24 protein-coding genes are annotated in these 26,642 nt (G+C 64.6%); 18 read left to right on the plus strand and 6 right to left on the minus strand.

Translation table 11 applies throughout. The annotated features are described in order from the left end of the window. Window positions 1-310 precede the first annotated feature (310 nt). From WS70_RS19265 to WS70_RS19325, 13 genes are all read left to right on the plus strand, one after another. Complete coding sequence (locus WS70_RS19265; protein WP_059598101.1) at window positions 311-952, plus strand: response regulator; 642 nt, start codon at window positions 311-313, stop codon at window positions 950-952. Between the two features lie 131 nt (window positions 953-1,083). After that, complete coding sequence (locus tag WS70_RS19270) at window positions 1,084-2,436, plus strand: TolC family outer membrane protein (protein WP_082722405.1); 1,353 nt, start codon at window positions 1,084-1,086, stop codon at window positions 2,434-2,436. Window positions 2,437-2,471: 35 nt separating this feature from the next. Further along, window positions 2,472-3,731, plus strand: a complete 1,260-nt coding sequence (locus tag WS70_RS19275; RefSeq protein WP_059598102.1) for an HlyD family secretion protein — start codon at window positions 2,472-2,474, stop codon at window positions 3,729-3,731. Window positions 3,732-3,797: 66 nt separating this feature from the next. Then, complete coding sequence (locus tag WS70_RS19280; RefSeq protein ID WP_059598103.1) at window positions 3,798-5,933, plus strand: peptidase domain-containing ABC transporter; 2,136 nt, start codon at window positions 3,798-3,800, stop codon at window positions 5,931-5,933. A gap of 107 nt (window positions 5,934-6,040) precedes the next feature. Continuing rightward, the gene (locus tag WS70_RS19285) at window positions 6,041-6,355 is read left to right on the plus strand and encodes a hypothetical protein (RefSeq protein ID WP_059598104.1); all 315 of its coding nucleotides are present in this window, start codon (window positions 6,041-6,043) and stop codon (window positions 6,353-6,355) included. Between the two features lie 104 nt (window positions 6,356-6,459). Then, window positions 6,460-6,732 carry a hypothetical protein gene (locus tag WS70_RS19290; protein WP_059598105.1) on the plus strand — a complete coding sequence of 91 codons (273 nt, stop codon included), beginning with the start codon at window positions 6,460-6,462 and terminating at the stop codon, window positions 6,730-6,732. 220 nt (window positions 6,733-6,952) lie between these two features. Continuing rightward, the gene (locus WS70_RS19295; protein WP_059470301.1) at window positions 6,953-7,480 is read left to right on the plus strand and encodes a fimbrial protein; all 528 of its coding nucleotides are present in this window, start codon (window positions 6,953-6,955) and stop codon (window positions 7,478-7,480) included. A 90-nt stretch (window positions 7,481-7,570) separates the two neighbouring features. Next, on the plus strand, window positions 7,571-8,344 hold the full coding sequence (locus WS70_RS19300; protein ID WP_059470300.1) for a fimbrial biogenesis chaperone: 774 nt from the start codon (window positions 7,571-7,573) through the stop codon (window positions 8,342-8,344). A gap of 84 nt (window positions 8,345-8,428) precedes the next feature. Continuing rightward, the gene (locus tag WS70_RS19305) at window positions 8,429-11,113 is read left to right on the plus strand and encodes a fimbria/pilus outer membrane usher protein (protein ID WP_226382920.1); all 2,685 of its coding nucleotides are present in this window, start codon (window positions 8,429-8,431) and stop codon (window positions 11,111-11,113) included. A 33-nt stretch (window positions 11,114-11,146) separates the two neighbouring features. Further along, the gene (locus WS70_RS19310) at window positions 11,147-12,232 is read left to right on the plus strand and encodes a fimbrial protein (protein ID WP_059598106.1); all 1,086 of its coding nucleotides are present in this window, start codon (window positions 11,147-11,149) and stop codon (window positions 12,230-12,232) included. A 437-nt stretch (window positions 12,233-12,669) separates the two neighbouring features. Next, window positions 12,670-13,989: an MFS transporter gene (locus WS70_RS19315; protein ID WP_059598107.1), complete on the plus strand. Its 1,320-nt coding sequence runs from the start codon at window positions 12,670-12,672 to the stop codon at window positions 13,987-13,989. A 243-nt stretch (window positions 13,990-14,232) separates the two neighbouring features. Further along, on the plus strand, window positions 14,233-15,123 hold the full coding sequence (locus tag WS70_RS19320; protein ID WP_059598108.1) for an amidohydrolase family protein: 891 nt from the start codon (window positions 14,233-14,235) through the stop codon (window positions 15,121-15,123). A gap of 64 nt (window positions 15,124-15,187) precedes the next feature. Beyond that, entirely contained in the window at window positions 15,188-16,453 is a 1,266-nt protein-coding gene (locus WS70_RS19325) for an MFS transporter (protein WP_082716046.1), read from the plus strand. A gap of 18 nt (window positions 16,454-16,471) precedes the next feature. On the opposite strand, the gene WS70_RS19330 is transcribed toward WS70_RS19325, so the two are convergent. After that, a complete protein-coding gene (locus WS70_RS19330; protein ID WP_059470296.1) occupies window positions 16,472-17,359 on the minus strand; it encodes a LysR family transcriptional regulator in 888 nt (295 codons plus the stop codon). Between the two features lie 100 nt (window positions 17,360-17,459). Here WS70_RS19330 and WS70_RS19335 point away from each other — a divergent pair, with 100 nt between their 5' ends. Then, a complete protein-coding gene (locus WS70_RS19335; RefSeq protein WP_059598109.1) occupies window positions 17,460-18,680 on the plus strand; it encodes an alpha-hydroxy acid oxidase in 1,221 nt (406 codons plus the stop codon). Between the two features lie 274 nt (window positions 18,681-18,954). On the opposite strand, the gene WS70_RS31685 is transcribed toward WS70_RS19335, so the two are convergent. Together WS70_RS31685 and WS70_RS19345 are read right to left on the minus strand one after the other, a co-directional pair. Further along, window positions 18,955-19,416 carry a hypothetical protein gene (locus WS70_RS31685; RefSeq protein ID WP_159082929.1) on the minus strand — a complete coding sequence of 154 codons (462 nt, stop codon included), beginning with the start codon at window positions 19,414-19,416 and terminating at the stop codon, window positions 18,955-18,957. Window positions 19,417-19,639: 223 nt separating this feature from the next. Beyond that, window positions 19,640-20,260: a LysE/ArgO family amino acid transporter gene (locus WS70_RS19345; RefSeq protein ID WP_059470294.1), complete on the minus strand. Its 621-nt coding sequence runs from the start codon at window positions 20,258-20,260 to the stop codon at window positions 19,640-19,642. A 107-nt stretch (window positions 20,261-20,367) separates the two neighbouring features. Between WS70_RS19345 and WS70_RS19350 the strand changes: the two genes are divergently transcribed. Continuing rightward, entirely contained in the window at window positions 20,368-21,261 is an 894-nt protein-coding gene (locus WS70_RS19350; RefSeq protein ID WP_059598110.1) for a LysR family transcriptional regulator ArgP, read from the plus strand. Window positions 21,262-21,299: 38 nt separating this feature from the next. Here WS70_RS19350 and fnr read toward each other — a convergent pair whose 3' ends face one another. Continuing rightward, complete coding sequence (fnr, locus tag WS70_RS19355; RefSeq protein ID WP_059470292.1) at window positions 21,300-22,052, minus strand: fumarate/nitrate reduction transcriptional regulator Fnr; 753 nt, start codon at window positions 22,050-22,052, stop codon at window positions 21,300-21,302. Window positions 22,053-22,201: 149 nt separating this feature from the next. Beyond that, a complete protein-coding gene (locus WS70_RS19360; protein WP_059598111.1) occupies window positions 22,202-22,669 on the minus strand; it encodes a universal stress protein in 468 nt (155 codons plus the stop codon). A gap of 422 nt (window positions 22,670-23,091) precedes the next feature. Between WS70_RS19360 and WS70_RS19365 the strand changes: the two genes are divergently transcribed. Then, complete coding sequence (locus WS70_RS19365; protein WP_059470290.1) at window positions 23,092-23,322, plus strand: hypothetical protein; 231 nt, start codon at window positions 23,092-23,094, stop codon at window positions 23,320-23,322. A gap of 138 nt (window positions 23,323-23,460) precedes the next feature. Here WS70_RS19365 and WS70_RS31690 read toward each other — a convergent pair whose 3' ends face one another. Continuing rightward, on the minus strand, window positions 23,461-23,694 hold the full coding sequence (locus tag WS70_RS31690) for a hypothetical protein (RefSeq protein ID WP_156438010.1): 234 nt from the start codon (window positions 23,692-23,694) through the stop codon (window positions 23,461-23,463). Window positions 23,695-24,021: 327 nt separating this feature from the next. Between WS70_RS31690 and WS70_RS19370 the strand changes: the two genes are divergently transcribed. Both WS70_RS19370 and WS70_RS19375 read left to right on the plus strand, forming a co-directional pair. Next, a complete protein-coding gene (locus WS70_RS19370) occupies window positions 24,022-25,602 on the plus strand; it encodes an aldehyde dehydrogenase (NADP(+)) (RefSeq protein WP_059598158.1) in 1,581 nt (526 codons plus the stop codon). 5 nt (window positions 25,603-25,607) lie between these two features. After that, window positions 25,608-26,549: an SMP-30/gluconolactonase/LRE family protein gene (locus tag WS70_RS19375; protein WP_059598112.1), complete on the plus strand. Its 942-nt coding sequence runs from the start codon at window positions 25,608-25,610 to the stop codon at window positions 26,547-26,549. The last annotated feature ends 93 nt before the right edge of the window (window positions 26,550-26,642 follow it).

Raw genomic sequence — 26,642 nt, forward strand, 5'->3', positions numbered from 1 at the left:
GACATCGACCGCCGCCGACCGGCGATCCGCAAACCGGACAGGCCCGAAGGATTCCGTCGAGTCGATCCGGCATAGCCGCCTCGACCGGCGCCGCGCGACACCCAGGAAAATTCCGATGCCATTCTCGGAAAAACGCTGCCGGGTTTTCTGACGCCGCTTATCGCGCGCGAACGGCCTGACGAGAAAAATACAACGTTCAAGCGGTCCAGCACCTGCGCCCGGCGTGAACGGGCCACGCGGGACAGTGGCTCATTTCGTGCCCGGCTCGTATTGGCGGTGCGACTCACACGTTCATTCATCTGGATCTCACATGGCAAGCATCACGTTATCGATCGCCGACGATCATCCGATCGTCCTGCATTCGATCAAGCTGGTCGTCGAACGCCAGCCGTTGCTGCAATTGCGACATGTGTGCGACAGCGGGCGCGAACTTCTTTCCGCCTTGACTCGTGAGCCGACCGATCTGGTGCTGACCGATCTCACCATGCCCGCGCAAGGCGGTTCATACGACGGCCTGGCGCTGCTGCGCGCAGTGCGCGCGGCAGCGCCGCGCAGCAGGGTGATCGTCCTGACCGCGCAAAGCAATGTCGCGATGCTGACGAAAGCGATGCAACTCGGCGCGCTCGCGCTGGTCGGCAAGTCCGATCCGGCTAAGGAAATCATTCGGGCCTGTATGCATGTCTACGCAGGCGCGACTCACCATCTGTCGCCGGCGATGCGCAAGAACATGGAAGACGACCGGTCGGCGCACACGCGGGATTGCAACCTGACTCAAAAGGAACTCGACGTCGTGCGCCTGACGGCGATGGGACTCTCGTTGTCGGAAATCGCCATGCAATACCGGCGTTCGGTAAGTACGGTCGCGTCGCAGAAATCTACCGCGATGCGCAAGCTCGGCGTCCATTCCACGGCGGATCTGATCCGCTATGCCACCGAGAACGGATTGGCATGAAAGCGACCCTGAACATCGCGATGGCGCAACGCGAAGCATCGGCATTCGAAAGAATGGATGGATTGCGATTTTCGCCACGGGCGTCGACGTTCAAACTGCATGCCTCGAACGCCGCCGAAACGGGCATGAGCATGAGCGTCGCTGGCGCTCCACGCCCGCGACGCAGAAGCTCATGGACGCTGCTGTGGTTCGCGTTCGTCGCACTGGCGCCGGCGGCGCACGCAACGACATTGGCGCAGGCGGTGGCGACGGCGCGCACGTTCGACTCCGCGATCTCCGCCGCGCGTCACAGCGAGCGTGCGGGCGCGCAGAAGCGCTGGCAAGGATTGGCCGGACTGCTGCCGAAGGTGCAGCTCGAAGGTTCGTACACGCGCCAGGATCAGCCGAGCGCGACGTATGCGGCCGGCGTGCGACGCCACTACTATGCGGTCACGTTGACGCAGCCGCTGTTCGACCTCAGCCGCTATGCCGACTACCAGCGTGGTGTCGCGCAGGCTAGCGGCGCAGAGGTGGAGCTCGCCAGTGCGCAGCAGCAACTCGTGAGCAACGTCTCCGATGCGTTCTTCGAGATCCTGTACCAGCGCGAAGTGCTGCAGGCCGCGCGCGCGGCCAAGGAGACCTTCGGGCAGGAACTCGGGCAGGCGCGTCTGGCGCTGAAAATCGGCGAAGGAACCCGGACCGACGTCGACGAGGCGCAGGCCAATTACGACGACGCGCAAGCGCGCGAGATCGGCGCGGTCAACGATCTCGAAGTCGCCGGCGGCGCCTATGAGCGCCTGACCGGATTGCGGGCGGCCGACATCGATCCGCTCGCCGGCACGTGCCGGCCGCCGCCCCCGATGGCCGAGCTGGAGCAAACCCTCGCGCGCGCGGAAGCGGACAACCTCGAAGTCCGCGCGGCCACGTTCCAGCTCGACGAGGCGCAGGCCGATATCTCGACGGCGCGCGCGGGACATTTGCCGGTAGTGAACTTGCAAGGCAGCTACGGCAGCAACTGGAGTCGCGCGCAGAACAGTAACGCACTCGACGAACTGTTCGGCACGACCTCGAAGACGCGAACGTCGATGATCGGCATCACGGTGACGATCCCGCTGTTTTCCGGCGGCGCCGGAGTGGCGACGTCGCGCGAAGCGTACAGCCGCCGCGCGCAGCGCCGCGACCTGCTCGAGGACGCACGCCGGCGCGCACGTCAGGATGCGCGGGCCGCGTTCCTCGGCATCGTCAACGGCGCGGCCAAGCTCAAGGCGCAGCAACGAGCGGCGGAGTCCGCGCACAGCCGCGTCCAGTCCACGCATTACGGTCGCGAGGTCGGGCTGCGCACCAATGTCGACGAACTGACGGCACAGCAGAAGTATTTCGAGGCGGTGCGGGACCTTGCCGACGCGCGTTTCCGCTATATCACCGCGCGGCTGAAATTGTCGGCCGTGCTGGGCACGATCGCTCAGGACGACCTGAGCGAATTTGGATGTTTGACTGTTGACTAGGCGCATGCCGCCGAGGGTCTCATTGATGGATTGTTATGTCTGACTCGCTGTTTCGCCCCGAGGCGCTGGAAGCCGGCAAGGGCAAGCTGATTGGCACGGTTGCGCTGTACTCGCCGCCTTACCGCTGGCTGCTCATCGCCATCGTGGCCGTGATCACCGTTTCCATCGCGGCCTTCATGGTGCTCGGTTCTTATACCAAGCGCGAACGCGTGATGGGGCAGCTCGTGCCCATCGCCGGCGTACTCAATGTCAGCCCGCCGGTTTCCGGCACGGTGGAAAAGATCGATGTCCGCGAAGGCCAGCGCGTGCACGCAGGCGATCCGCTCATGACGGTGTCCGCCGAAGTTGCGACCTCGTTGGGCGATGCTCGCGAGATGGTGCGCGCGCAACTCGAGACGCAACGCGAGCGTCTCCAGAGCGATCTGGGCGGCCAGACGGTGCTGGCCGAGGAAGCGATTCGCGGCCTGAAGGAACGAGCGGCGACATTGGAAGGCCAGCTACGCGAACTTCAACTGCAGCACGCGCACCGCGTGCGCCAGGTGGAGCTCGCCCGAAGCCAGCTCGAGAAGCTGTCGATGATGCGCACCCAAGGCTATGCCTCGAACTCGCAGGTCGATCAGCAGGAAACCAATGTCCTCGATGCGGAGGCTCGCCTGCAGGATTCCGTGCGCGCCCAGCTCGACGTGCGGGGCCAGTTGATCCAGGTGCGCCAGCAATTGCGCGAGCAGCCGCTGAATGCGCGTCAGCAGCGCAACGAGACGGGACGCAAGCTGGCGGAAACCGAACAGGCCATCGTCGAGAACGAAGCGCGCCGCTCCGTCGTGCTGCGCGCGCCGACCGACGGTGTGGTGGGTGCGATGCTGTTCAAGGCCGGGCAGAACGTCAACGCAGGACAGACCGCGGTGTCGGTGCTGCCTGCCGACGGCATGCTGGAAGCGCAGCTCATGGTGCCGAGCCGAGCCATCGGGTTCATTCATCCGGGACAGACCGTGGTGCTGCGTTACGAGGCTTACCCCTACCAGAAGTTCGGTCAGCAATTTGGCCGGGTGTCGGGAATTTCGCGCAGCGCGCTGTCGCCGCAGGAAGTCGCGGCGTTGACCGGCCAGCCCAATGTGCAGGAGCAGCATTACCGGCTGACCGTCGCGCTGGATCGCCAGGACATCGCCGTCTACGACCGCACGGAGCGCTTGCGGCCCGGTATGGCACTGGATGCCGATCTTCTGCTCGACCGGCGCACGCTGATCGAGTGGGTGCTGGAACCGATCTATGCGCTTGGCCGTCGGGCCAGCGCCTGAAATCGAACTGTTACGAATTACCGGCTTGCCGTCTGCGGCGTGCATGCCGGCACTGAAATCTGAACGATGAGTATTTTGAATGCCTTACGCTTTGGCTGGGGACGTCGGCTACCGGTGATCCTGCAAACGCAAGCGGCCGAATGCGGTCTCGCTTGCGTTGGCATGGTGGCGGGATTCTTCGGCCACGACATCGACATGATGCATCTGCGCCAGCGCTTCACCACCTCGCTCAAGGGCACCACCCTCGGCGACGTGATGCGTATAGCCCAGCGTCTGGGGCTGGCGTCGCGCGCGCTGCGACTCGAGCTGGACGAACTCGGCCAACTGCGCCGTCCCTGTATCCTGCATTGGGAGATGAGCCACTTCGTGGTGCTCAAGCGGGTCGAGCGCGATCACATCGTCATCCACGATCCCGCGCGCGGCGCGCGCAAGGTGCCGATGGACGAAGTCTCGCGCTGCTTCACCGGCGTCGCGCTGGAATTGCTTCCGACCGCCGCGTTCGAGCGCAAGAGCGAGCGCGAATCGATTTCGATGCTGCGGCTGATCGGCAGCGTACTCGGCGTCCGCTCGGCCTTCGTCCAGGTGCTGACCCTGTCGGTGGCGCTGGAATTGTTCGGCATCCTGACGCCGTTCTACATGCAATGGGTGATGGATCATGTGCTGGTTTCGTCCGACCGTGATCTGCTGACGCTGCTGGGCATCGGCTTCGCGATGGTGGCGCTGTTCCAGACCGCCGTCACGGCGCTGCGCTCGTGGGTCGTGACGTGGTTTTCCAGCCTGCTGAGTGTGCAATGGAGCGCCAATGTCTGCGCGCATCTGCTGCGGCTCCCCATGGCTTATTTCGAGCAGCGCCATATCGGCGACGTGGTGTCGCGCTTCGGCGCGGTGGGCACGATCCAGAACACGCTGACGTCGCGTTTCGTCGGCACTTTGCTCGACGGTGTGATGGCCGTCGTCACGCTGGGCATGCTTTTCTTCTACAACCGCACGCTGACCTGGCTCGTGATCGCGCTGTTCGTCGCGTACGCGCTGCTGCGCGCGGTTGCCTACCGTCCGTTCCGGCAAGCCAACGAGGACCAGATCGTCTACGCGGCACGGACCGAGACCCAACTGCTGGAGTCGATTCGCGGCGTCCAGGCGATCAAGCTCGCCAACAAGCAGGATGAGCGCGTGGCGGTCTACGCCAACACCATGGTCGAGACCACCAACAAGGGAATCGCGATACAGCGCTTGTCCATCGGCTTCTCCACCGTCCACGGACTGGTTTCCGGCATGGGTCGGGTTGCGCTCATCTGGCTCGCTGCGCAGCAAGTCATCGACGGCAGTTTTTCCGCCGGTATGCTGATCGCCTACATCAGCTTCGCGGATCAATTCATCGGGCGCGGTTCCGGCCTGATCGACGCGCTGATTGAGTTCCGCATGCTGCGGCTGTACGGCGAACGCCTGGCCGATATCGTGCTGACGGAAGTCGAGGCCGACATGGAAGGGACCGTGGCATACGTGCCGAGCGCACAACGGGATGTACCGCCCGCCATCTCCGTGCGCAATTTGCGCTATCGCTATGCCGAAGGCGAACCCTGGGTGCTCGACGGCTGCTCGTTCGATATCGCCTCCGGCGAATCGGTCGCCATCATCGGCCCCTCGGGGCAGGGAAAGACCACGCTGGCCAAGCTGCTGCTGGGGTTGCTCGATCCTCAGGAAGGCACGATTGCCGTGGACGGGGTCGATATTCGCCATGTCGGTTTGCAGCACTACCGCGACCGCATCGGCTGCGTGATGCAGGACGACATCCTTTTCGCGGGATCGATCGCGGACAACATCTGCTTCTTCGATCTCGACCCGGACCAGGCGAGGATCGAGGAGGCGGCACGGCTGGCGCAGATTCACGACGACATCGCCGCGATGCCCATGGGCTACCAGAGCCTCGTGGGGGACATGGGTTCGTCCCTGTCGGGCGGCCAGTGTCAGCGTGTGTTGCTGGCGCGCGCACTGTATCGGCGTCCGGACATTCTGGTGCTGGACGAGGCCACGAGCCATCTCGACGTAGCGCGCGAACTCGCGATCAACGAGGCCGTCGGCGCAATGCCGATCACGCGCATTCTGATCGCCCATCGCCCCGAAACCATCCGTAGCGCGGAGCGGGCCTTGCTGCTGGAAAACGGGTGCGCCACGTTCGTGCCGCTGCCGGTTGCAACGCAGTGAGGCGCGTGTCGCGCATCGGCGCGAGGCGACGAGACCGATGACGATTCAAGCCGTCGGCGAACCGGCTTTCTTCGTTCGCCAATCAACTATTTCAAAGGAGTAATTCAATGCGTGAACTGACCATGATGGAACTGGAACACGTCGCCGGTGCCGGCTTTTGGTCGAGCCTGGGCGCCAGCATTCTCGGCGGGCTTACGGGCTTCGCTACCGGGTTCTTCAAGGGCGGTGTGACCGGTGGCAGCACGGGCGGCATCGTGGGCGCCGGCATCATTTCGGCGGGTGTCGGCGCAATCGCCGGTGCGATCGTCGGCCTCGTAGGCGGTGCCATTTACGGTCTGATGAACGACTGGGACTCGACGGCTTCGTGGTTCAACCAGAACATGAACAGCCTGCTCGATCCGACCTATCCGGCACTGACGTAAATCCGATGGCCGCCTCGTTCCGCACGGCGCGACCGCAGCACGCCAAGCGCCCGGGACGGCGCGGCTTTGTTTAACAATGTCGGAGTCCAGACGATCCGACGTTAATGAAGGAGCTGAAAATGCGTGAACTCAACCGCATGGAAACGGGGAAGGTCGCCGGCGCCTGGAGCTGGTCGGATATCACGACCAGCTCGATCATGTCGATGTTCCGTCCGGCGTCGTCCGCCGAACTCACCGTGAGAGAAGCGCCGGAGCTGACCGGCGGCGCGGTCGGCTTGGGCGACACCTTCGGCAAGGTCGCCGCGGCGCTGCTGGTCGGCGGCGTGTTGCTCGCCAGCGGTATCGGCGCGGGCCTGCTGTCGTTGGTACGTCGTTGATCCACCTGACCGGTCTGTATTGACCGTTCCCCTCGCGCCACGGCATGTGAGCGCGAGGGGCATGGCGCCACCGCCATTGCCAGTTTCACCACTTCGAATTTGGACGTTTTGCGATTTAAGGATTCCGAATGATAGGCCAGAATGAATCGTTGTCCGCAGTGTCGTTGCATGGCGAGACAACAATCAACACCTGTTCAATCAACCTGAAAACGTGAATCAAATGAACCAGAAAATCGCATTCGGCATTCTCTCCGCCGCACTCGCACTGCCCATGGCCGCTCACGCATCGGACGGCACCATCACGTTCAACGGCGCAATCGAAGCACAGACCTGCACGATCAGCGTGAACGGCGGCAATCAGGATGCTACCGTCCAGCTCCCGACGGTCGCGGCAAGCACGCTGAGCACGAAGGGCAGTACCGCTGGCGCCACCAATTTCACCATCGCGCTGAGCGAATGCTCTGGCGACGCCACGCAGGTCCGCGCTTTCTTTGAGGCAGGCCCGAACGTCGACGCCACGAGCGGCAACCTGAACAACAACGGTTCCGCAACGCAAGTGCAGGTTCAGCTTCTGAACGAAGACGGCGTCGTGCTGCAAGCCGGCGACGAGTCGCAGCGCAGCAACGCAGCTTCGACGCTGACGGATGGCGCGGCAACGCTCGTCTACGGTGCACAGTACTATGCAACTGGCGCTGCCACCGCGGGTGACGTTCAAACTTCGGTGACCTACTCGATCGACTATCTGTAAGCACCGTCGGCAAGGCTCCATCATTTGCATGGAGCCGTTTTGCGACAAGGAGGGCTTATTCCAGTCCTCCTTCGTAGGCTGGAATCCACTATGCTCTCATTCAGAACGCCGAAGCGCGGTCGCTCGCGGCCGCATCTCTTCGTCCTCGTCCTTGCTCTCGTCGTCAGCACTCACGCGGCAGCCAATATCGTTCTGTTCGGCACGCGCGTGATTTATCCCGAGGGGCAGCGTGAAGTGTCCGTGCGCATGAACAATCGGGGTGAACAGCCCGGACTGGTTCAGGCATGGGTCGATCGCGGCGACACGAAAGCGACGCCGGACAAGGCCGACGCGCCGTTCGTCATCACGCCGCCGATTTCCCGCGTCGAGCCCGGCAAGGGGCAGACGTTGCGGCTTTCCTTTCTCGGCGACAACGTGCCGGAGAACAAAGAGTCGCTGTACTGGCTGAACGTGCTCGATATTCCGCCCAGGCCGAAAGCTGCCGAAGGCGAAAACCTAATCCAGCTCGCGATCCGCACGCGCGTCAAGATATTCCTGCGTCCGGCAGCGCTGACCGACGAGGGAGCGCTGGCCGCCCCGCAACAAGTGCAATGGCAGGTGCAGCGTGATGGCAATGGCCGCGTTCAGGGCGTCCTGGCGAGCAATCCCAGCGCTTACTACGTCAATATCGCGGCGGTCGAGGTCGGTCCCGAAGGCAAAGCCGTACCTGCCAGCGACGGGGCGATGATCGCTCCGGGCGAGACCCATCTGTTCCGCTTCGCTTCGCCGCTTCCGGCACAGCTCGAGAAAGCGCGCGTGGCGTTTGGATATATCACCGACTACGGCGGCATTGCTCGCGGCGAAAGCACGCTCGGCACGCCCTGACCACTCCCGGTTCCGCTCCGAGCCGCGACCCGCCCCGTAGTCGGCGGCGGTTCCAGGTGCGGCGCACTTCAACCTTCAGCCACCATGGAAATCAATCACTCGGCCCGTCCGAGGGCGGTGCGCGCTCGCGCGCGTCAGCCGGTTCTCAGACCTCTCCCCGCGGCGGTGTTATTGGCCAGCATGAGCGTGGCCCAGTATGCGTCGGCCGCGAACGATAGCGCATCCGCTCCCGCGCCGGGCCGCCAGCCGACCACGACGCTGGCCAGCGCGGACTTCGACCAGAGCTTCCTCCGGTCCGGTTCGGGCGAGACCGTCGATTTGTCCCGATTCGCCAACGGTAACCCGCTGCTGCCTGGCGAATACCGTGCGGATGTCTATGTGGCGGATCGCTTCATCGGCCGAGAATCCGTCACTGTCAAGTCGGGCGATGGTCCCAACAGCGCCGCGCGCATCTGCGTGTCGCGCACGCTGTTTGATCGTCTGGCCATCGATCCCGCACAGGTGCCCGCGGACTTGCTCGCGCGGCTTGCCGACCCGGCGGGTTGCGTCACCATCGAGGCGCTGTCCGACGACGCGCACGCCAGCCTCGACACCGCGGAGCTTCGGCTCGATGTCAGTCTGCCGCAGGCATTGATGCGTCGCCACGCCCGAGGTTACGTCGACCCGGCGCTGTGGGATTCGGGTATCACGGCGGGCATGCTGGGCTACAACGCCACTTTTTACCGAAGTGAGTCCGGCAACCTGACGCAGCAGTCGGCCTACGTCGGCATCAATGCCGGCTTTAACGTCGGCGGCTGGATGTTCCGCCATAGCGGCTCCTACCAGTGGCGCGAACGTGAACCTTCGCGCTACAGCTCGATCCGGACTTATGTGCAGCGTGACATCACGCCGATGAAGGCGCGCGTGACGTTGGGCGAATCCAACACCAGCGGCGAGATCTTCGACACCTTTGCATTCCGCGGCGTACAGCTCGCCACCGATGACCAGATGTGGCCGGAGTCGATGCGCGGGTACGCGCCGGTGGTCCGCGGCATCGCGCAAACGCATGCTCGCGTGACGGTGCGTCAGGGCGACGCCGTGCTGTACGAAACCTCGGTTGCGCCGGGCGAATTCGTGATCGACGATCTGTACCCGACCGGGTACGGCGGCGACCTCAATGTCACGGTGACGGAGGCCGACGGCCGCGTCCAGGAGTACAAGGTGCCCTACGCGTCGGTCGCACAGCTGCTGCGGCCCGGCAGGACGCGCTACAGCGTGGTCGCCGGCATGGTGCGATACAGCGGGTTGAGCTACTTGCCGAGGGTGATCCAGGCAACCGTGCAGCGAGGCCTGTCCAACAGCTTCACCGCGTACGCGGGGGCCCAGGTCACGAATGACTACGGCGCCGTGCTCGCGGGCGGAGCGTTCAGCACCCCAGTGGGTGCGTTCGCGCTCGACGTGACCAAATCGTGGGTGTCGTCCGCGGGTCTCAGACGCAACGGCACCAGCGTGCGTGCGACGTACAGCAAGCTGATCACGTCGACCAGCAGCAATCTGTCGGTGGCGGCGTACCGTTTCTCGTCGTCGGGCTACATGGACCTGCAGAACGCGCTGCAGTACAGCGACCAGGCGCGGCGCGGCACGCTGAGCGATAACTCCTGGACGACGAGCCGGCCGCGCAACCGGCTGTCGGTAACGGCAAGCCAGGGCTTCGGCCGGCGCGGCGGCAATCTCTACATTAGCGGCTACAGCCAGAACTTCTGGGACCGTTCGGGCAGCGACACCCAATTCCAGATCGGTTACAGCAACAATTTCCGTTCGCTTGGCTATACGGTCTCGATCAGCCGCAGCCGTACTTCGCTGGGGCAGATGGAAAACATCTACATGCTGTCGCTGTCAGTGCCGCTGGGGGGCAGGTCGCACGCGCCGACACTCAACATGGCCGTGACCAACGGGGCGGATGGCACCAGCGTGCGCTCCACCGTCAACGGTACGGCGCTGAATGACAACGCGCTCGACTACAGCATCGGCGTGACGCGCAATGCGAACCGCGACGTCGGCGCCAACGGGTCGGTGTTGTACCGCTCGCACTACAGCGCGTTGCAGGGCAGCTTCGATGTGGCCGACCGCTATCGTGCGATGTCCGCGGGCGCCAGCGGCATGCTGGTCGCCGACGGCGGCGGCGTCACGGCTTCGCCGTACAGCGCGCAGTCGATCGCGATCGTGGAAGCGCCCGCGGCCGCCGGTGCGCGCGTGCTTGGGTATTCGGCCATCGTGCTCGACCGCAACGGCCGTGCGGTGGTGCCGTACCTGAATCCGTACCGGCTCAACGAAGTGTCCATCGATCCCAACGGGCTGTCTGACGACGTCGAGCTTCTCACGACGCGGCAGCAGGTTGCGCCCCGGAGCGGCGCAATCGTCAAGGTTCGCTACGGCACCGTGGTCGGACGGCCGGTCCTGGTGCGGGGGACGCTGCCTGGCGGCAACGTGCTGCCGTTCGGGGCCTCCGTGGTCGATCCGGAAGGCAATGCGATCGGCATCGTCGGTCAGAACGGGCAGTTGTACGCGCGCCTCGCCGATGGGCTCGAGAAGCTGATCGTCAAGTGGGGCGAGCACGAACGCAATACCTGCATGCTCACATTGCCCGAGCAGGCGCCGGACACCGCTGACGGCAAGAAGGGGCCTCTCAAGCACCTGCAACGTTTCGACGCGATGTGCCAGCCGCTCGCGTCGGAAGCGAACCAAGCCGCGTCGATGCGGCCGCGCAGAGTGATGCAGACATCCGGTTGAGCATGCGTTCCCACCACCGCGATCGCCACCTGCGTGGCGATTTCCCCTGATGATGAAAGGACGATTGTGATCAAGGAATACATACTGAAGCTCGGGCGCTCGTCGGTTCGGCGTCTTCTGCCCTGGGTGGCGCTGAGCCTGCTTTGCACCGGGACGGCGCATGCGACGCTGAACTGTTCGGTGGGTAGCGGCGAAAGCGTCGTGCTGCTTGACTTGACCCAGAAAATCCTGGTGCCGGAGGATGCACCGATCGGAACGGTGCTGATGAGCGCCCATGGCGTCAGCCGTACCGCTCAATGCATGCTGAATGTCACGTATCCGTTGACGAGCGAGTATGCGTATGTGCGCCGTCCCGACCTGACCACCAGCAACCGGATCGGCAGCGGCTTGGCGATCTACGTGACTTACAACGGCGATCGCGGCAATTCGGCGGCCAGTTGGAAAACCGACGTGCTGGTCGACTCGGCGGTCAAGAGCGTTTCCGTACCGTTCACGGTGGACATCGAGCTGGTCAAGGTCGGGGAGACGCCCACGAGCTCCGATATCAAGTTGCCGAGCAACTATGTTCACGTGCTCAGTGTGGCGGACCCGAATCAGAATTTGCTGGTTCAGGGTGGAAACGCGATGTATTTCATTAGAGGCCTGCAAGATGTCGTGGTGTTTACCAAGAGCACTTGCTCGGTCGTCGGAGACGCCAATCCCGTGGTCAATCTCGGCACGTTTGCGGCCAATGGCCAATCGGGCCTCGGTTCTGGCATCGGTTCGACCTCGCCGTCGCGGGATTTCACGCTGGAACTTGATTGCAAACAGGGCAATACCGGCGCGTTCTCCGTCGCGCTGACACTGGACGGCCAGACGGCATCCGGTTATGACAGCGCCGGCGTGCTGGCGCTGTCGTCGCAGACCGGCGCGGCGACCGGCGTCGGCGTGCAGGTCCTGAAAGGCGATGCCGGTTCGCAGACGGCCGTGCAATTCGGCTCGGCATGGGACGTCACGTCGCGATGGCAGTCGGATGGACGCATACAGCTTCCGTTCTCGGCCCGCTATTACCAGACCGCCGACACCGTCACCCCTGGGCCGGCCAACGCTACGGCCACCTATACCATCAGCTACATGTAGCGTCCCCGTGCTTCGGGGCGGTAGTCGGCGCCGCGGCCGGATGACCGCGCCGGCTGCTCGCATGCCGCCTGTGCGGCGTCGTGGACGGCATGGAATCAGACTCGCCGCGACGGAAACTTCCGTTGCGGCGAGTCCGTTTTCGGCGCGAACCTTGACTCTGGTGCTGCGCGCCTGATTACCCACGCGGGGGATGGCATCGCGCCAGTGCTGTGCTGGTTATTGGCCTGGCCATCAGGGATAGCGAGGATAGCCACGCCCATCACGCCCGCCGGCTCCGCCTTTCGCGGTGTCTCCACAAAAGCGAACAAACTTGTTCCGATTATTTCGCTTTCTGCGGATCGTTTCCTCCACTTACCCTTGCTGCACCCGATCGCGCGCCGTCGCCCGCCGCTGGCATGCACACGGGCAATGGAGACAATCGAAACCGGAGACATCACGTGTCGCAAGCCCGCCCCCTTGCAACTGCCCCCTATTCCCAGCAGGCCGGGACCTTCGCCCGCCTTCGTTCCATTTTCAGCGGATCGGTCGGCAATCTGATCGAGTACTACGACTGGTACGTGTATTCGGCCTTTTCGCTGTACTTCGCCAAAGTTTTCTTTCCGGCCGGCAGTCAGACCGTGCAGCTGCTCAACACTGCGGCCATCTTCGCCGTCGGTTTCGTCATGCGGCCCATCGGCGGCTGGCTGGTCGGCCAGTACGCGGATCGCAAGGGGCGCAAGGCGGCCTTGCTGATCTCGGTGCTGGCGATGTGCTTCGGCTCGTTGATCATCGGCCTGACGCCGGGCTACAACAGCATCGGCATAGCGGCTCCCATTCTGTTGGTCGTCGCGCGGCTGCTGCAGGGGTTGAGCCTCGGGGGCGAGTACGCCAGTTCGGCCACTTATCTGAGCGAAATGGCCGACAAGACGAATCGCGGCTTCTATTCCAGCTTCCTGTTCGCCACGCTGTCGCTCGGCCAGTTGCTCGCAATGGCGGTGTTGGTGGTGCTTCAGCAGTGTTTCCTGAGCGCCGCGCAACTGGAAAGCTGGGGCTGGCGCATGCCCTTCCTGATCGGGTCGCTGGCGGCGGGCGTCGCGATCTTTCTGCGCCGCAATATGGAAGAAACGGAATCGTTCGAGCAGCACCGGCAGGGCAAGCGCAGCCGCACGTCCGTTACGGAGCTGTTCAGGCACAAGCGCGAATGTCTGATCGTGGCGGGCCTGACGCTCGGCGGGACGGTCGCGTTCTACGCCTACACGACGTACATGCAGAAATTCCTGGTCAACAGCGCGGGGATGAGCAAGGCGGATGCCTCCATGGTGTCTGTCATCAGCCTGATTGCCTTCGTGTTGATGCAACCGGTGTTCGGCAGCCTGTCGGATCGCGTCGGCCGTCGTCCGCTGCTGATCGCCTTCGGCGTGCTGGGAACGGTATGCACCGTTCCGATCTTCAATGAGCTGAAGATGGTCCGAAGCATGGGCGGCGCGCTTGTGCTGATCTCGGCTGCGCTGCTGATCGTCAGCCTGTATTCGTCCGTCAGCGCGGTGGCCAAGGCCGAGCTGTTTCCGGTCGGAATACGCGCGTTGGGCGTGGGCTTGCCTTATGCGATCACGGTGTCGCTGTTTGGCGGCACGGCCGAGTACATCGCGCTGTGGACCAAGAGCATCGGGCACGAATCCTGGTTCTTCTGGTACGTATCTGCGTGCGTTCTGGTGTCGCTGCTGTGCTATCTCTGGATGCCCGATCCGAAGCAGGTGTCCTGCATCGATCAGGATTGAATCCGGTTGACGGCATGTGAAGCGCGAGCGCAATGAATGCTGGCGCCATCGGCGGCCATTGACGCAACATGCGATTTCCACGCGCGCCGCACGGAGAATCGCGAGGCGCCCGACCGGAACGAGCAAGTGAAAAGTCGCGCAGCACGGAACAGGCGCGCTCGACGACTCGGCAACCTGTCGCGCAGGTACGGCGGTCTCCGTCTTATTTGCGCAGGGATTTTCTTACGCAACAAGGACGCAGCGATGATCGAACTCTCCCGCTTTCCAACCGCCTCCATGTGCGCGGCGCCGCTGCCGAATATCGAGCCGCCGAGTTTCAGGATTCCTCACGGCGCGGTCGACACGCATGCCCATGTCGTTTCGGCCGACCTTGCGTACCGGATGGTTGAGGACCGCAGCTACACGCCGCCGCCGGCACCGGAAGAGAAGTATCTCGCGATGCTCGACGCAACCGGGATGACGTATGGCGTATTGGTGCAGATCAGTGTCTACGGAACCGACAACCGCTACATGCTCGAAGTGCTCGACCGCAATCCGCAGCGATTGCGCGGTGTCGCCGTGGTCGCGCCCGACGTGTCCGATCGCGAGCTGGAGGCAATGCATGCCGCCGGCGTGCGCGGCCTGCGCATCAACGTGCTGTTCGGCGGCGGCATAGGCTTCGCGGCCATGGAGACGCTCGCCAGCCGCGTGAAGGATCTGGGCTGGCATCTGCAATTCCTCATGGACGTCAAGGCCCTGCCCGAACTGATGCCGCGCATGATGAAGCTGCCGGTGACAGGCGTGATCGATCACATGGGTCACACGCCCGTGGCCGAAGGCCTCTCGGCTCCGGGCTTCGTTGCGTTGCGTCATCTCGTGTCCGCGCACGGCTATTGGGTCAAGCTCTCCGGCGCGTATCGCATCAGCGACAGATTCCCTACCTTCGAAGACGCGACGCCCTTTGCGCGAACGCTGATCGACGACGCGCCCGAGCGCATGGTCTGGGGCAGCGATTGGCCGCATGTGTCGCTTACGCCGGAGCGCATGCCGAACACCGGCGGCCTGCTCAATCTCGTTGCCGACTGGGCGCCCGACGAGGCCACTCGCCACAGGATCCTCGTGAGCAATCCGGCCCGCCTGTACGGCTTTGAGTGAAGCCGCCCGACAGCCCGGGCTGCGTGGCGCCATTCGCGCCCAATGACAAACGAGGAGACACGAAATGAACAGCAATAGTCAGATGTCGGCGACCGAAAAGCCGAACTGGTACAAGCAAATGACGGTGACCGAGAAGCGGACGTTCATGGCCGCGTTCGGCGGTTGGGCGCTCGATGCACTCGATTTCATGGTGTTCACGTTCGTCATCACGACCCTGATCTCGGTGTTTCACATCGACAAGGCCCAGGCCGGCATGCTGGCCACGATCACGCTGCTGTTCTCGGCGATCGGCGGGTGGCTGGCCGGCATCCTTGCCGACCGTTTCGGTCGCGTTCGCGTGCTGCAGTTCACGATTCTCTGGTTTTCCGTGTGCACGGCGTTGATCGGTTTCGCGCAGAACTTCGAGCAGATCTTTGTCCTGCGTGCGCTTCAGGGGCTCGGCTTCGGGGGCGAATGGGCGGTCGGTTCCGTGCTGATGGGCGAGATCGTGCGAACCGAATATCGCGGCCGAGCGGTCGGCACGGTGCAAAGCGGCTGGGCGATCGGTTGGGCAGTCGCTGCGATCCTGTACACCTTGTCGTTTTCCGTGCTGCCCGAAGACTACGCGTGGCGCGCGCTGTTCTGGGCAGGCGTCGTGCCGGCGCTGCTCGTCGTATTCATACGCAGGAAGGTGCCGGAACCGGAACTGTTCCAGCGCACGCGCAAGCGCGAAGACGCCAGCGCCAACCCGATGTCGACCTTGGCGATCTTCTCACCTGCACTGATCCGGACGACCGCCCTGAGCGCGTTGCTCTGCACGGGCGTCCAGGGCGGCTACTATGCGGTGACGACGTGGTTGCCGACCTTCCTGAAGACCGAACGCCACCTGTCGGTGATCGGCACGGGCGGTTATCTGCTCGTCATCATCGTCGGTTCGCTCGCCGGATACCTGGTTGGCGCTTACCTGACCGATCGCCTCGGCCGCCGCGCGAACCTGCTCGTGTTTTCCGTGCTGTCCGGCGCGTGTGTCTTCGTCTACACGCAGCTTCAACTGTCGAACCAGCAGATGCTGTTCCTCGGTTTTCCGCTCGGTTTCGCGGCATCGGGGATCTTCAGCGGCATGGGCGCGTACCTGACCGAACTTTTCCCGTCTGCGGTGCGAGCCAGCGGACAGGGGTTCGCTTACAACTTCGGACGCGGAATCGGTGCGCTGTTTCCGAGTCTGGTCGGTTATCTTGCGAAGACGAGCGGCCTCGGCACGGCCATCGGCATGTTCGCGGGTGGCGCCTATCTCATCGTGTTGATCGCCGCGCTGCTGCTGCCTGAAACGAAAGGGCGCGAAATAGCCTGACGCGCGCCGGACGCCGAGTCAGCGAAAATCCGCATGCTGCCGCACGAGCGCCAGCATTGACGGAATCAACCCGCGCATGTCGCCGCGCCGCCACTGGAACGCATAGTGGAGAGGCGACAACGAGGGCTCGCTCGTCAACTGCACGAGGCCGCCGCCCGTTCGCGCAGCGGCCCAATCGGCGGGCAGGAAACCGATGCCGACGCCTTCGCGCAGCATGCCGGCCACCGCGCCCCAGTTGTTGCAGGTGATCCTTCGAGGATGGTCGATGCCGCACGCCAGCAGCCATTCGTCGAGGATGCGCGTGACACCCGAGCCGGCAGGCAAGATGACGAGCGTTTGGCTCGCGATCAGCGCCGGCGTCAACGTGCGCTCGCGGCCGACCAGTTTCTCCGCCGCCATCCACGCGAAGCGGGCCTCCGTCACCGGCTGCGACAGGATGCTGCCGCGCGACGAACGGCCCGCGACGACCGCAAAATCCAGCTCTCCCGCATCCACCTTGTCTTCGAGCGCCGCGCCGACGTCGACATACGGCTCCAGGATCAATTGCGGATGCAGTTTCTGGACGGCTGCGACGAAACGGGGCAGCCAGGTCAGCGCCGACAGTTCGCCTACGCCAAAGCGCAGACGGCCGGTCAATCCCTTGTCTTCAGCAAACGCGTCCTGCAGCGCCGCCACGGACTCCAGAACCCGAACCGCGGCTGGCAGCAGCGTTTCGCCGTCCTCGGTCAACACCGCCCGGTGACCGCTACGGTCGAACAGCGTACGCCCCATGACCTGTTCCAGTTCGTTGATCCGTTTGGATAACGAAGAGATGGACAGATGAAGCCGCTGCGCCGCGGTCGAGAAATTGGCGCATGTCGCCGCCCAGTAGAAGGCGTCCAGTTGCTTGAGCGTCGGAGTTGCCATGGTTCTTCGCTTTTATCGAACGATTTTATTTGAAGATTATCGCTTTTTATCGACACTTCGGCTGCATAGAATGGCGTCGTCGCTTCAGGAAAGCCCATAGATGACCACTGTTACCTCCCCGATCGTCGAAGAGAGCCGGCCCGTGGCCAGCCTCGGCAAGCCGCCGCGCGTTCTGCAAGACGTACTGAGTCTGCACGACTTCGAGGCCAAGGCGCGTCGTGTGTTGCCGCGTCCGATCTTCGGTTACGTCAGCGGCGCGGCGGAAGACAATCGCACCCGTGACGACAACCGCGCCGTGTTCGATGAATACGGCTTTGTGACCCGTGTGCTGTGCGACGTTTCCCAGCGGCAGCAGGCAGTCGAATTGTTCGGTCAGCGCTTTGCGTCGCCGTTCGGCATCGCGCCGATGGGCATCAACGCGCTGTCGGTCTATCGCGGCGATGTGGTGCTGGCGCGCGCCGCGCAGCGCGCGGGGATCGTCTCCATCATGAGCGGCTCCTCGCTCATTCCGCTGGAAGATGTGGCCGCCGCTGCACCGGGGACGTGGTTCCAGGCGTACCTGCCGGGAGACGCGAGCCGCATTCGCGCGCTGCTCGAGCGCGTCGCGCGCGCCGGCTACAGAACGCTCGTGATCACCGTCGACATTCCGGTGTCCGCGAACCGTGAAAACAACGTGCGCACGGGTTTTTCCACGCCGCTGCGTCCCAGCCTGCGCCTTTTCTGGGACGGACTGACGCGGCCGAGCTGGCTGTTGGGCACCTTCGCACGCACGCTGCTCAAGCACGGCATGCCTCACTTCGAGAATTCCTTTGCGACACGCGGCGCGCCGATCCTTTCCGCCAACGTACTGCGGGATTTCTCCGCGCGCGACCACCTCGACTGGACGCACGTGCGAGAAATCCGCAGGCAATGGACGGGCGAGCTGGTGATCAAGGGCATTCTCAGCGTCGAGGACGCCGTCGTTGCGCGCGAGGCGGGCGCCGACGGCATCCTCCTTTCGAACCATGGCGGCCGCCAGCTGGACGGCGCTTCGTCGCCGATGCGGATCCTGCGGGACGTGGTGCAGACAGTGGGCGACGATTATCCGGTGATGATCGACAGCGGCTTTCGCCGAGGATCGGACGTGCTGAAGGCGCTGGCGCTGGGCGCGCGCATGGTGTTCGTCGGGCGACCCTTCAACTATGCGGCGGCCGTGGCGGGAGAGGCCGGCGTGGCGCATGCGATTCGCCTGTTGCAGGAAGAAGTGGACCGCAACATGGCTATGCTGGGGGCGAACGGCTGCGGCCAGCTCACCCCGGACATGCTGATCCGCAAGCGTTAACCGCATTAGCCAACCTCACGCGCGCTCGATCGCGTCAACGCCGCATTGCCGCCGCATTTGCGCCGGACGCCGCAGCAAAGGCTGCAACGAAGGGCAGTCGTCCGTGTTCCGCCGATCCACTCGTTACCGCCGCAGTGGCGTTTCGGGCGTCGGGATCGGGCCACAATTCAGTGTCGTGCGCGTATCAATTGCAGCGTGATCGATTCGCGACCCGACGGCCGCGGATGCGGCGCCGGATCGCATCGTTTGTCGATCGCGACCGTGTCGCCGCCGATCATGCGGCCGACCGCAAATTTCGGAACGTAAGACGAATCGACCGGCGGATATCGAGACGGCGCATCTGATGCTTCCGCGTTGGCGGGACGGCGATGCCGAAGCATGGGCGATGTCGAATTCGGATTCCGAAGTCATCGCGCGGCTCGGGCGGCGTAGTCCCACGACGCTGGCCGAGGCGCGTGACGACATACACCGCTTCGATGCGCATTTCGATGCGCACGGCTTCGGCCCGCAGGCTGTCTAAACGCGAGCCGATGGCACGCTGATCGACCCTTGCGGGTTTCGATGCGTGCTCGCGGACGATCATCCGATGACGCCGTGTGTGGAGATCGCGTGGCGGCGCGGCTACATGACGGAAGCCGTGCGTGCGGCGCTCATCGACGGTTTCGACAGTATTCAGCCAAACGAAGCATTCGCGTGGACGGCCGCAGAGAATCTTCCTTCGGTCGCAACGCATCATGTGCAGGATCGGCGTGCAGCGAACGGCTTCGCGCGATTTCGATCATCCCGCGCTTGCGGACGGGCATCCGCTGCGCCGACACGTCGTGGATTCGATTCGGCGGCAAACGTCGCGCTGCTCGAGCCGCGGAGCATCCCGACGTTTGCGTGCGGCGCGCCGATCGTCGCAGCTTGCGACATACGAGACCCACGCGCTCGCAGGCCGCGCGAAGCACATCACACCCTCAACGCAACTGCACGGCCGCGAGAAACAGCACCATGCCGCCGATCGCGCCATCGAGCACGCGCCATGCAAGCGCGCGCTTGAACCACGGCGCGAGCAAACGCGCGCCATATCCGAGCGTGACGAACCAGATCGCGCTGACCGTCATCGCACCGATTGCGAATGCGCTGCGCGCGCCTTCCGGCTCGCGCGCGCCGGCCGTGCCGATCAACAGGAACGTGTCGAGATACACGTGCGGATTGAGCCACGTGAACGCGAGCGTCATCAGCACGATCGGCCATGCGCGCTGCACGGGCGGCGCGACGGCGGCGCCCGTCGCGTCGAACGTCTCGTGGCCGGGCTTGAACGCGCGGCGCAGCGCGCTCAGGCCGAACCACGCGAGATAAGCGAGGCCGACGTACAGCACCGCGTGAACGAAGGTCGGGTAGCGTTCGACGAGCACCGACGCGCCGCCGACGCCCGCGCCGATCAGGATCATGTCCGACAGCGTACAGAGCAGAATGATCTTGCCGACATGCGAGCGCATGATTCCCTGCCGAAGGATGAACGCGTTTTGCGCGCCGATGGTGACGATGAGCGATGCGCACAGCATCGCGCCGTGAGAAAAAGCGATCCAGTTCATGTTCGTTGTTGCTTCAGGCGATGGACTAACGGAGCGAGAGGCGCTAGTCTGCGATGATCGCTTGAGTAAGAAAAGCTAAATAATCTAATGCTGATTAAGGAAAACTGATGCTCGACTACGCGTTGCTCGATGCGCTCGCCGAAGTGATCCGTCACGGCTCGTTCGAACGGGCGGCGAAAGCGCTCAACGTGTCGCCTTCCGCAGTGTCGCAGCGCGTGAAGCTGCTGGAGGAGCGAGTGGGGAGCGTGCTCGTCAAGCGCGGGCAGCCGTGCGTCGCGACGACATCGGGCGCGCTGTTGTGCCGCCACACCGAGCGCGTGCGGATGCTGGAAGCCGAACTGTCCGGACACATGCCAGGATTCGCCGGCGTGGAGACGGGCGCATGGCCGATACTGCGCGTCGCCGTCAACGACGACAGCGTCGCGACCTGGTTCGTCGACGCAGTCGGCCCGTTCTGCGCGGAAAGCGGCACGCTGCTCGATCTCGTGATCGACGATCAGGACTACACGGCGGAACGGATTCGCGACGGCAGCGTGCAGGGCGCGGTGACGGCGCTCGCCGAGCCGATCCAGGGCTGCCGCTCGACGCGCCTCGGCCGGATGCGCTATCACGCGGTGTGCTCGCCCGCGTTCCACGCGCGCTATTTCGGCAACGGCATCAACCGCGACGCGCTGCGGCGCGCGCCGTGCGTGATGTTCAATCCGAAGGATGGCCTGCAGGCACGTTTCATCCGGCGCGTGACGCGAGTGGATCTCGATCCGCCGCAGCACTGGATTCCGCACGTCGCCGGCTATCTGCGCGCGTGCGAGGCGGGGCTGGGCTGGGGAATGTGTCCGGAGCGGATGATCGAGCGTCAGATCGCCGCGGGCGAACTCGTTGATTTGTCAGAAGGAAAGAGCATCGACGTCGAACTCTACTGGCAGAGCTGGCGATTGTCGATCGGCTGGCTCGATGAGTTCAGCGCGGCGCTCAAGAAGCGTGCCGCGCAGTTTCTCGATTGATTCGATGTGATGCGATGAAAAAAACGAGCCGCGCGGGTTTACAGGCGATGGAGGCCGTCGAAATCGACGATGCGGACCACCCGGCCCTGCATCTCGATCAGCCCGCGCTTGTGGAATTTCGACAGCGTGCGGCTGACGGTTTCGAGCGTCATGCCGAGATAGCTGCCGATGTCTTCGCGCGTCATCCGCAGGTTGAATTCGTTAGGCGAATAGCCGCGCTTCATGTAGCGCGACGACACGTCGAGCAGGAACGCCGCGACGCGCTCCTCAGCGTTCAGCGAGCCGAGCACCATTGTCTGCGACGTCTCGCGGACGATCTGCTCGCTCATCAGCTTGTGCATTCGCAATTGCATCGTGCCGGCTTCCGAGCACAGCGTCTTCAGCGCGCTGTACGGAATCACGCAGACCGAACTGTCTTCGAGCGCGACCGCGGTGCGCGGATGCGCGTCGTCGCAGATGCCGTCGAGGCCGAGTGCTTCGCCCGCGAGATGCAGGCCGGTAACCTGCTCGCGGCCGTCGTGGCGTGTGGCGATGGTCTTCAGCGATCCGGAGCGAACCGCGTACAGGTTGTCGAAATTGTCGCCTTCGCGGAACAGCGTTTCGCCGCGCCGGACCGGGCGTGCGGTGCAGATCACGGATTCGAGACGCGCGAGCGCCTCGGGTGCGAGCCCTTGGGGCATGCAGAGATGGCGCATCGCGCACGTCGAGCAGTGTGCGGCCTGACGCGGTGCCCACGTGCTGGAGGCATGGACGGGAGCGGCGGCGGCGGGTCGGGCGACGGGCGTAAGCATGATGGATGGCTCTGAGGTTGAATCAACAGGGCCATTGTCCCATCGTGGGCAAAGCCTGTTTAGCGACAAAACGCCGCGACGCTCCGTGCGATTTCCTTGTTCGGCCGCAACGCGCGGTTGCGGCGAAACATCGCATCCATTGCGTTCGGTCAGCTTTCCTGATCTTCCGGATGGGCGGCGGACGGGATCAGCAGCACGGGCAGCGCCGAGTGACGCACGCACTGTTCAGCGACGCTGCCGAGCACGAGTCGTTTGAAACCGCGGCGGCCGTGCGTGCCGAGCACGAGCAGATCGGCGCCGAACGCCTTGGCGCCGTCGACGATGAGCGACGGCACGTCGGCGAGCGACGACGCTTCGCCGATTTTCATCGCGCCCGTCACGCCGGCTTCCTGCATCTTCCGCGCAAATTCCTTCGCCAGATCGTTGCCCTGCTGAAGCAGTTGCGTGCGCAGGATCGACGGATCGTAGCCGGGCACGTTGTAGTAGATCGCAGCATTTTCCACGACGTAGAAGGGCTGCAGTTGCGCGCCGCTCGTCTTCGCGATGTCGAGCGCCGCGTCGAATGCGTGGCGTGCCGTTTCGCTGCCGTCGACTGCAACAAGAATGCGCTGGTACATGATGTCTCCGTGGTGCGGTTGAGAAAAGATCGGCCGTTCGGCCGATCGAGTTTGACGATGTCTTTTTACAAGGTAAACGATTACTGACTACGGTGCAGCCAACTGACGCAGCCGAGTAAACGCGGCGCCCGACTTTTCCGGTTTCGATCGAATGCGGCGTTTTTTTGCGCGCGATTTGCGTGTCGACCGGGTCGGCTCATGCCGCGTTCCTCAATGCCGTAATAGACTTGACCGGATCTCGGGCTTGCTCGCCTGCCGACGCGAGCCGATGCTGATTTGAAACACATCGGGCGATACCGTTCCCGGTGTTTCGTGCGGCGTTCGATGGAGGACGGCCGGCGCTGGCGTCGGAGATGCGTGCCGATGGGCGTAGCCGCTGCGCCCGCTTGTTCGTTTCGTTCAACCGGAAAAGGAGGAGACCAATGCCGTATGTCACGCTCGAACTGCTGACCGAAGACGCAGACCGGTACTCGCTGCCGGACCTGATCGGCGTGGACAGCGCGTCGCCCGATATGCCGCACGTCTGCGAAATGCTGCTCGCGGACGCTCAATGGCCGACGATTCAGGCTTATCTCGATCGGCAGGAATTGCCGTACAAGTTCGCGCGGCCGAGCACGGCGCGGCGGGTGCCGAGGAATAATCCGCGTTGGTAGCGGTGTTGGGGGCCGGCGATTCGGACATCGAGCCGGTTCAGCGCCGTCGCGGAATCGCGAGTGCTCGCGCGGCTTGTGCGTTTCCCAGCGCAGACCCGAGTGCGCGCGTTGTCTGCGAATGGCTGGAAAAGCGCGAGCTCACGCTGTTGTCGACGGGTATCGCACTTCGTGCGAACCGACCACGACCGACTCGAACTGCTCGATACGGTGCAACGCTTCGGGATTGATGAAGGCGCGCCGCGCGTGTCGTGGATATTTCGAAGCAAGACTCATCGTGAATTCTTGCAGTCGATGCAACGGCGCCGCCGCCGCGTCGCTCGCATGTCTTTCATCTTGCGCCGAGCAAGGGATCTCATCGGAGGCGCTTGCCATGCGTCGTCAAGGGCCTGTTCGAGCCTCCGTCCATCGCGGTTGCGGCGCGCCGCGCCCACGTGTCGACCGATCACGGAACAGGGCCTGCGCGTGACGTATCCGGCGCTCGTGCGGGTGTTCGCCGCCGCGCTCGCCGATTCGAGCGACACGGCGCGTCGCTCGCTCTGGCAGGATAATGCGATTCGCGTATGCCGGATCGGCGCGTCCGATCGAGTCGCTCCGATTCGTCCGATTCGCCCGCATGACCCGATTCGCCCAATTCATCCGCAGGCGGCGCGCGTCGCGACGCGCGCCCGTCCACGGCAGATTTTTCAATCCGGAGGAAGCATGCAGATCACTGGGGAGATGTTGATTGGCGCGGCCGCGGTGCGCGGCACCGAAGGCACGATGCGCGCATACGATCCAGCGCAGGGCGTCGAGCTCGAGCCGGCGTTCGGCGCGGGCGGCGCGGCCGACGTCGACCGCGCGTGCCGGCTCGCGAGCGCCGCATTCGACACGTTCCGCCAAGCGCCGCTCGAGGCGCGCGCGCGTTTTCTCGAAGCGGTCGCCGAGCGCATCGCCGGGCTCGGCGATCAATTGATCGAGCGCGCGCATGCGGAATCGGCGCTGCCCGTCGCGCGCCTCGAAGGCGAGCGCGCGCGCACGGTCGGCCAACTGCGGCTGTTCGCGTCGATCGTGCGCGACGGCCGCTGGCTCGACGCGACGCTCGATTCCGCGCAGCCCGAACGCAAGCCGCTGCCGCGCGCCGACCTGCGCTTGCAGAAGATCCCGGTCGGCCCCGTCGCGGTGTTCGGCGCGAGCAACTTCCCGCTCGCGTTCTCGGTCGCGGGCGGCGACACTGCATCGGCGTTCGCGGCCGGTTGCCCAGTCGTCGCGAAGGCGCACCCCGCGCATCTCGGCACGTCGGAGCTCGTCGGACGCGCGATCCGGCAGGCGGTGGCCGATTGCGGATTGCCCGAAGGCGTGTTCTCGCTCGTCGTCGGCGCGGGCAACGCGATCGGCGAGGCGCTCGTCGCGCATCCGGCGATCAAGGCGGTCGGCTTCACCGGCTCGCGCGCGGGCGGCGTCGCGCTGATGGGCGTCGCCGCGCGGCGGCGCGAGCCGATTCCGGTCTTCGCCGAAATGAGCAGCATCAATCCGTTCTTCGTGCTGCCGGGTGCGCTGCGCACGCGCGGCGCGAAGATCGCGCAAGGCTTCGTCGATTCGCTGACGCTCGGTGTCGGACAGTTCTGCACGAACCCGGGGCTCGTCGTCGCGCTCGACGGGCCGGACCTGAAGGCGTTCGTCGACGCGGCCGCGCAGGCGCTCGCGCAAAAGGGCGCGCAGACGATGCTGACGGCGGGCATCGCGTCGTCGTACGAGAGCGCGATCGCGGCGCGTCGCGCGACGGCCGGCGTGAGCGAAGTTGCGCAAGGCACGCGCCGCGACGCGCGGAACGCTGCGCTGCCCGCGCTTTTCACGACGACGCACACGCAGTTCGTCCAGGACCCGCAACTCGCAGGCGAGATCTTCGGGCCGACGTCGCTCGTCGTCGTGTGCCGCGACGTCGACGATATGATCGTGCTTGCCGAGCACGTCGAAGGGCAGTTGACCGCGACGCTCCATCTCGAAGACGACGATGTCGATCTGGCACGCAAACTGTTGCCGACGCTCGAGCGCAGGGCGGGCCGCATCGTCGCGAACGGCTATCCGACGGGCGTCGAGGTCGCGCATGCGATGGTGCACGGCGGGCCGTTTCCGGCGACGTCGGACCCGCGCAGCACGTCGGTCGGCGCGCTCGCGATCGAGCGTTTCCTGCGGCCCGTCTGCTATCAGGACCTGCCCGCGGCGCTGTTGCCGGCCGCGCTCGCCGACGCGAATCCGCTCGGTCTCTGGCGCTTGCGCGACGGCCAGCTCGGCAAGGCGTGAGCGCGATGGACGCAATCGATTCCCGGCGCTATCCGGATCCGGCCGTCCGCGTGCTCGATCCGCGCTTCGATTCGCTGCGCATCCGGTCCGCTTCCGTCGAATGCCTGTATCAGGGCGCGCGCTGGTCCGAAGGCCCGGTGTGGTTCGGCGACGGCCGCTATCTGCTGTGGAGCGACATCCCGAACAACCGGATTTTGCGTTGGGATGAACAGAGCGGCGCGGTCGGCGTATTCCGGCAGCCGTCGAACAACGCGAACGGCAACACGCGCGATCGTGCGGGATGCCTCGTCACGTGCGAGCATCTGACGCGCCGCGTCACGCGCACCGAATACGACGGGGCGATCACCGTGCTCGCCGAGCGTTTCGAAGGCAAGCGCTTCAATTCGCCGAACGACGTGGTCGTGAAGTCCGACGGCTCGATCTGGTTCAGCGATCCGGACTTCGGCATCCAGAGCTTTTACGAAGGCGAGAAGCAGGAATCGGAGATGCCGGAGCGCGTCTACCGTATCGATCCGCACACAGGCGCGGTCGAGCCTGTCGTCGACGGCGTGCCGGGGCCGAACGGCCTCGCGTTTTCGCCGGACGAATCGGTTCTGTACGTCGTCGAATCGAAGGGGCGGCCGCGCACGATCCGCGCATACGACGTTGCGAGCGACGGCAAGTCGGTGCGCAACGGACGCGTGCTGATCGACGCGGGGCAGGGCACGCCGGACGGCTTTCGCGTCGACGCGCGCGGCAACCTGTGGTGCGGCTGGGGGATGGGCACCGACGAACTCGACGGCGTGCGCGTGTTCACGCCCGGAGGAGACGCGATCGGGCACATCGCGCTGCCCGAGCGTTGCGCGAACGTGTGCTTCGGCGGACGGCATCGGAACCGGCTGTTCATGGCGGCGAGCCATGGGTTGTATTCGCTGTATGTGAATACGCAGGGGGCGATGGGCGGTTGAGTGCCGGCGCGCCGCGCTGCACGTGGCTCGCGTTGCGGCTCGGCTCGGTGTGCCTGGTGTGCTTGAGGGCGCGGCGTATGAGTTGCATCGCGA

Source organism: Burkholderia mayonis, assembly GCF_001523745.2.
Classification (GTDB): Bacteria; Pseudomonadota; Gammaproteobacteria; order Burkholderiales; family Burkholderiaceae; genus Burkholderia; species Burkholderia mayonis.

What these genes read in the sequence shown, in the direction of transcription:
- WS70_RS19265 (WP_059598101.1), top strand. Translation starts at nt 311, where the DNA reads ATGGCAAGCATCACGTTATCGATCGCCGACGATCATCCGATCGTCCTG.
- WS70_RS19270 (WP_082722405.1), top strand. Translation starts at nt 1,084, where the DNA reads ATGAGCGTCGCTGGCGCTCCACGCCCGCGACGCAGAAGCTCATGGACG.
- WS70_RS19275 (WP_059598102.1), top strand. Translation starts at nt 2,472, where the DNA reads ATGTCTGACTCGCTGTTTCGCCCCGAGGCGCTGGAAGCCGGCAAGGGC.
- WS70_RS19280 (WP_059598103.1), top strand. Translation starts at nt 3,798, where the DNA reads ATGAGTATTTTGAATGCCTTACGCTTTGGCTGGGGACGTCGGCTACCG.
- WS70_RS19285 (WP_059598104.1), top strand. Translation starts at nt 6,041, where the DNA reads ATGCGTGAACTGACCATGATGGAACTGGAACACGTCGCCGGTGCCGGC.
- WS70_RS19290 (WP_059598105.1), top strand. Translation starts at nt 6,460, where the DNA reads ATGAAGGAGCTGAAAATGCGTGAACTCAACCGCATGGAAACGGGGAAG.
- WS70_RS19295 (WP_059470301.1), top strand. Translation starts at nt 6,953, where the DNA reads ATGAACCAGAAAATCGCATTCGGCATTCTCTCCGCCGCACTCGCACTG.
- WS70_RS19300 (WP_059470300.1), top strand. Translation starts at nt 7,571, where the DNA reads ATGCTCTCATTCAGAACGCCGAAGCGCGGTCGCTCGCGGCCGCATCTC.
- WS70_RS19305 (WP_226382920.1), top strand. Translation starts at nt 8,429, where the DNA reads ATGGAAATCAATCACTCGGCCCGTCCGAGGGCGGTGCGCGCTCGCGCG.
- WS70_RS19320 (WP_059598108.1), top strand. Translation starts at nt 14,233, where the DNA reads ATGATCGAACTCTCCCGCTTTCCAACCGCCTCCATGTGCGCGGCGCCG.
- WS70_RS19325 (WP_082716046.1), top strand. Translation starts at nt 15,188, where the DNA reads ATGAACAGCAATAGTCAGATGTCGGCGACCGAAAAGCCGAACTGGTAC.
- WS70_RS19330 (WP_059470296.1), bottom strand. Translation starts at nt 17,359, where the DNA reads ATGGCAACTCCGACGCTCAAGCAACTGGACGCCTTCTACTGGGCGGCG.
- WS70_RS19335 (WP_059598109.1), top strand. Translation starts at nt 17,460, where the DNA reads ATGACCACTGTTACCTCCCCGATCGTCGAAGAGAGCCGGCCCGTGGCC.
- WS70_RS31685 (WP_159082929.1), bottom strand. Translation starts at nt 19,416, where the DNA reads ATGATGCGTTGCGACCGAAGGAAGATTCTCTGCGGCCGTCCACGCGAA.
- WS70_RS19345 (WP_059470294.1), bottom strand. Translation starts at nt 20,260, where the DNA reads ATGAACTGGATCGCTTTTTCTCACGGCGCGATGCTGTGCGCATCGCTC.
- WS70_RS19350 (WP_059598110.1), top strand. Translation starts at nt 20,368, where the DNA reads ATGCTCGACTACGCGTTGCTCGATGCGCTCGCCGAAGTGATCCGTCAC.
- fnr (WP_059470292.1), bottom strand. Translation starts at nt 22,052, where the DNA reads ATGCTTACGCCCGTCGCCCGACCCGCCGCCGCCGCTCCCGTCCATGCC.
- WS70_RS19360 (WP_059598111.1), bottom strand. Translation starts at nt 22,669, where the DNA reads ATGTACCAGCGCATTCTTGTTGCAGTCGACGGCAGCGAAACGGCACGC.
- WS70_RS19365 (WP_059470290.1), top strand. Translation starts at nt 23,092, where the DNA reads ATGCCGTATGTCACGCTCGAACTGCTGACCGAAGACGCAGACCGGTAC.
- WS70_RS31690 (WP_156438010.1), bottom strand. Translation starts at nt 23,694, where the DNA reads ATGGCAAGCGCCTCCGATGAGATCCCTTGCTCGGCGCAAGATGAAAGA.
- WS70_RS19370 (WP_059598158.1), top strand. Translation starts at nt 24,022, where the DNA reads ATGCAGATCACTGGGGAGATGTTGATTGGCGCGGCCGCGGTGCGCGGC.
- WS70_RS19375 (WP_059598112.1), top strand. Translation starts at nt 25,608, where the DNA reads ATGGACGCAATCGATTCCCGGCGCTATCCGGATCCGGCCGTCCGCGTG.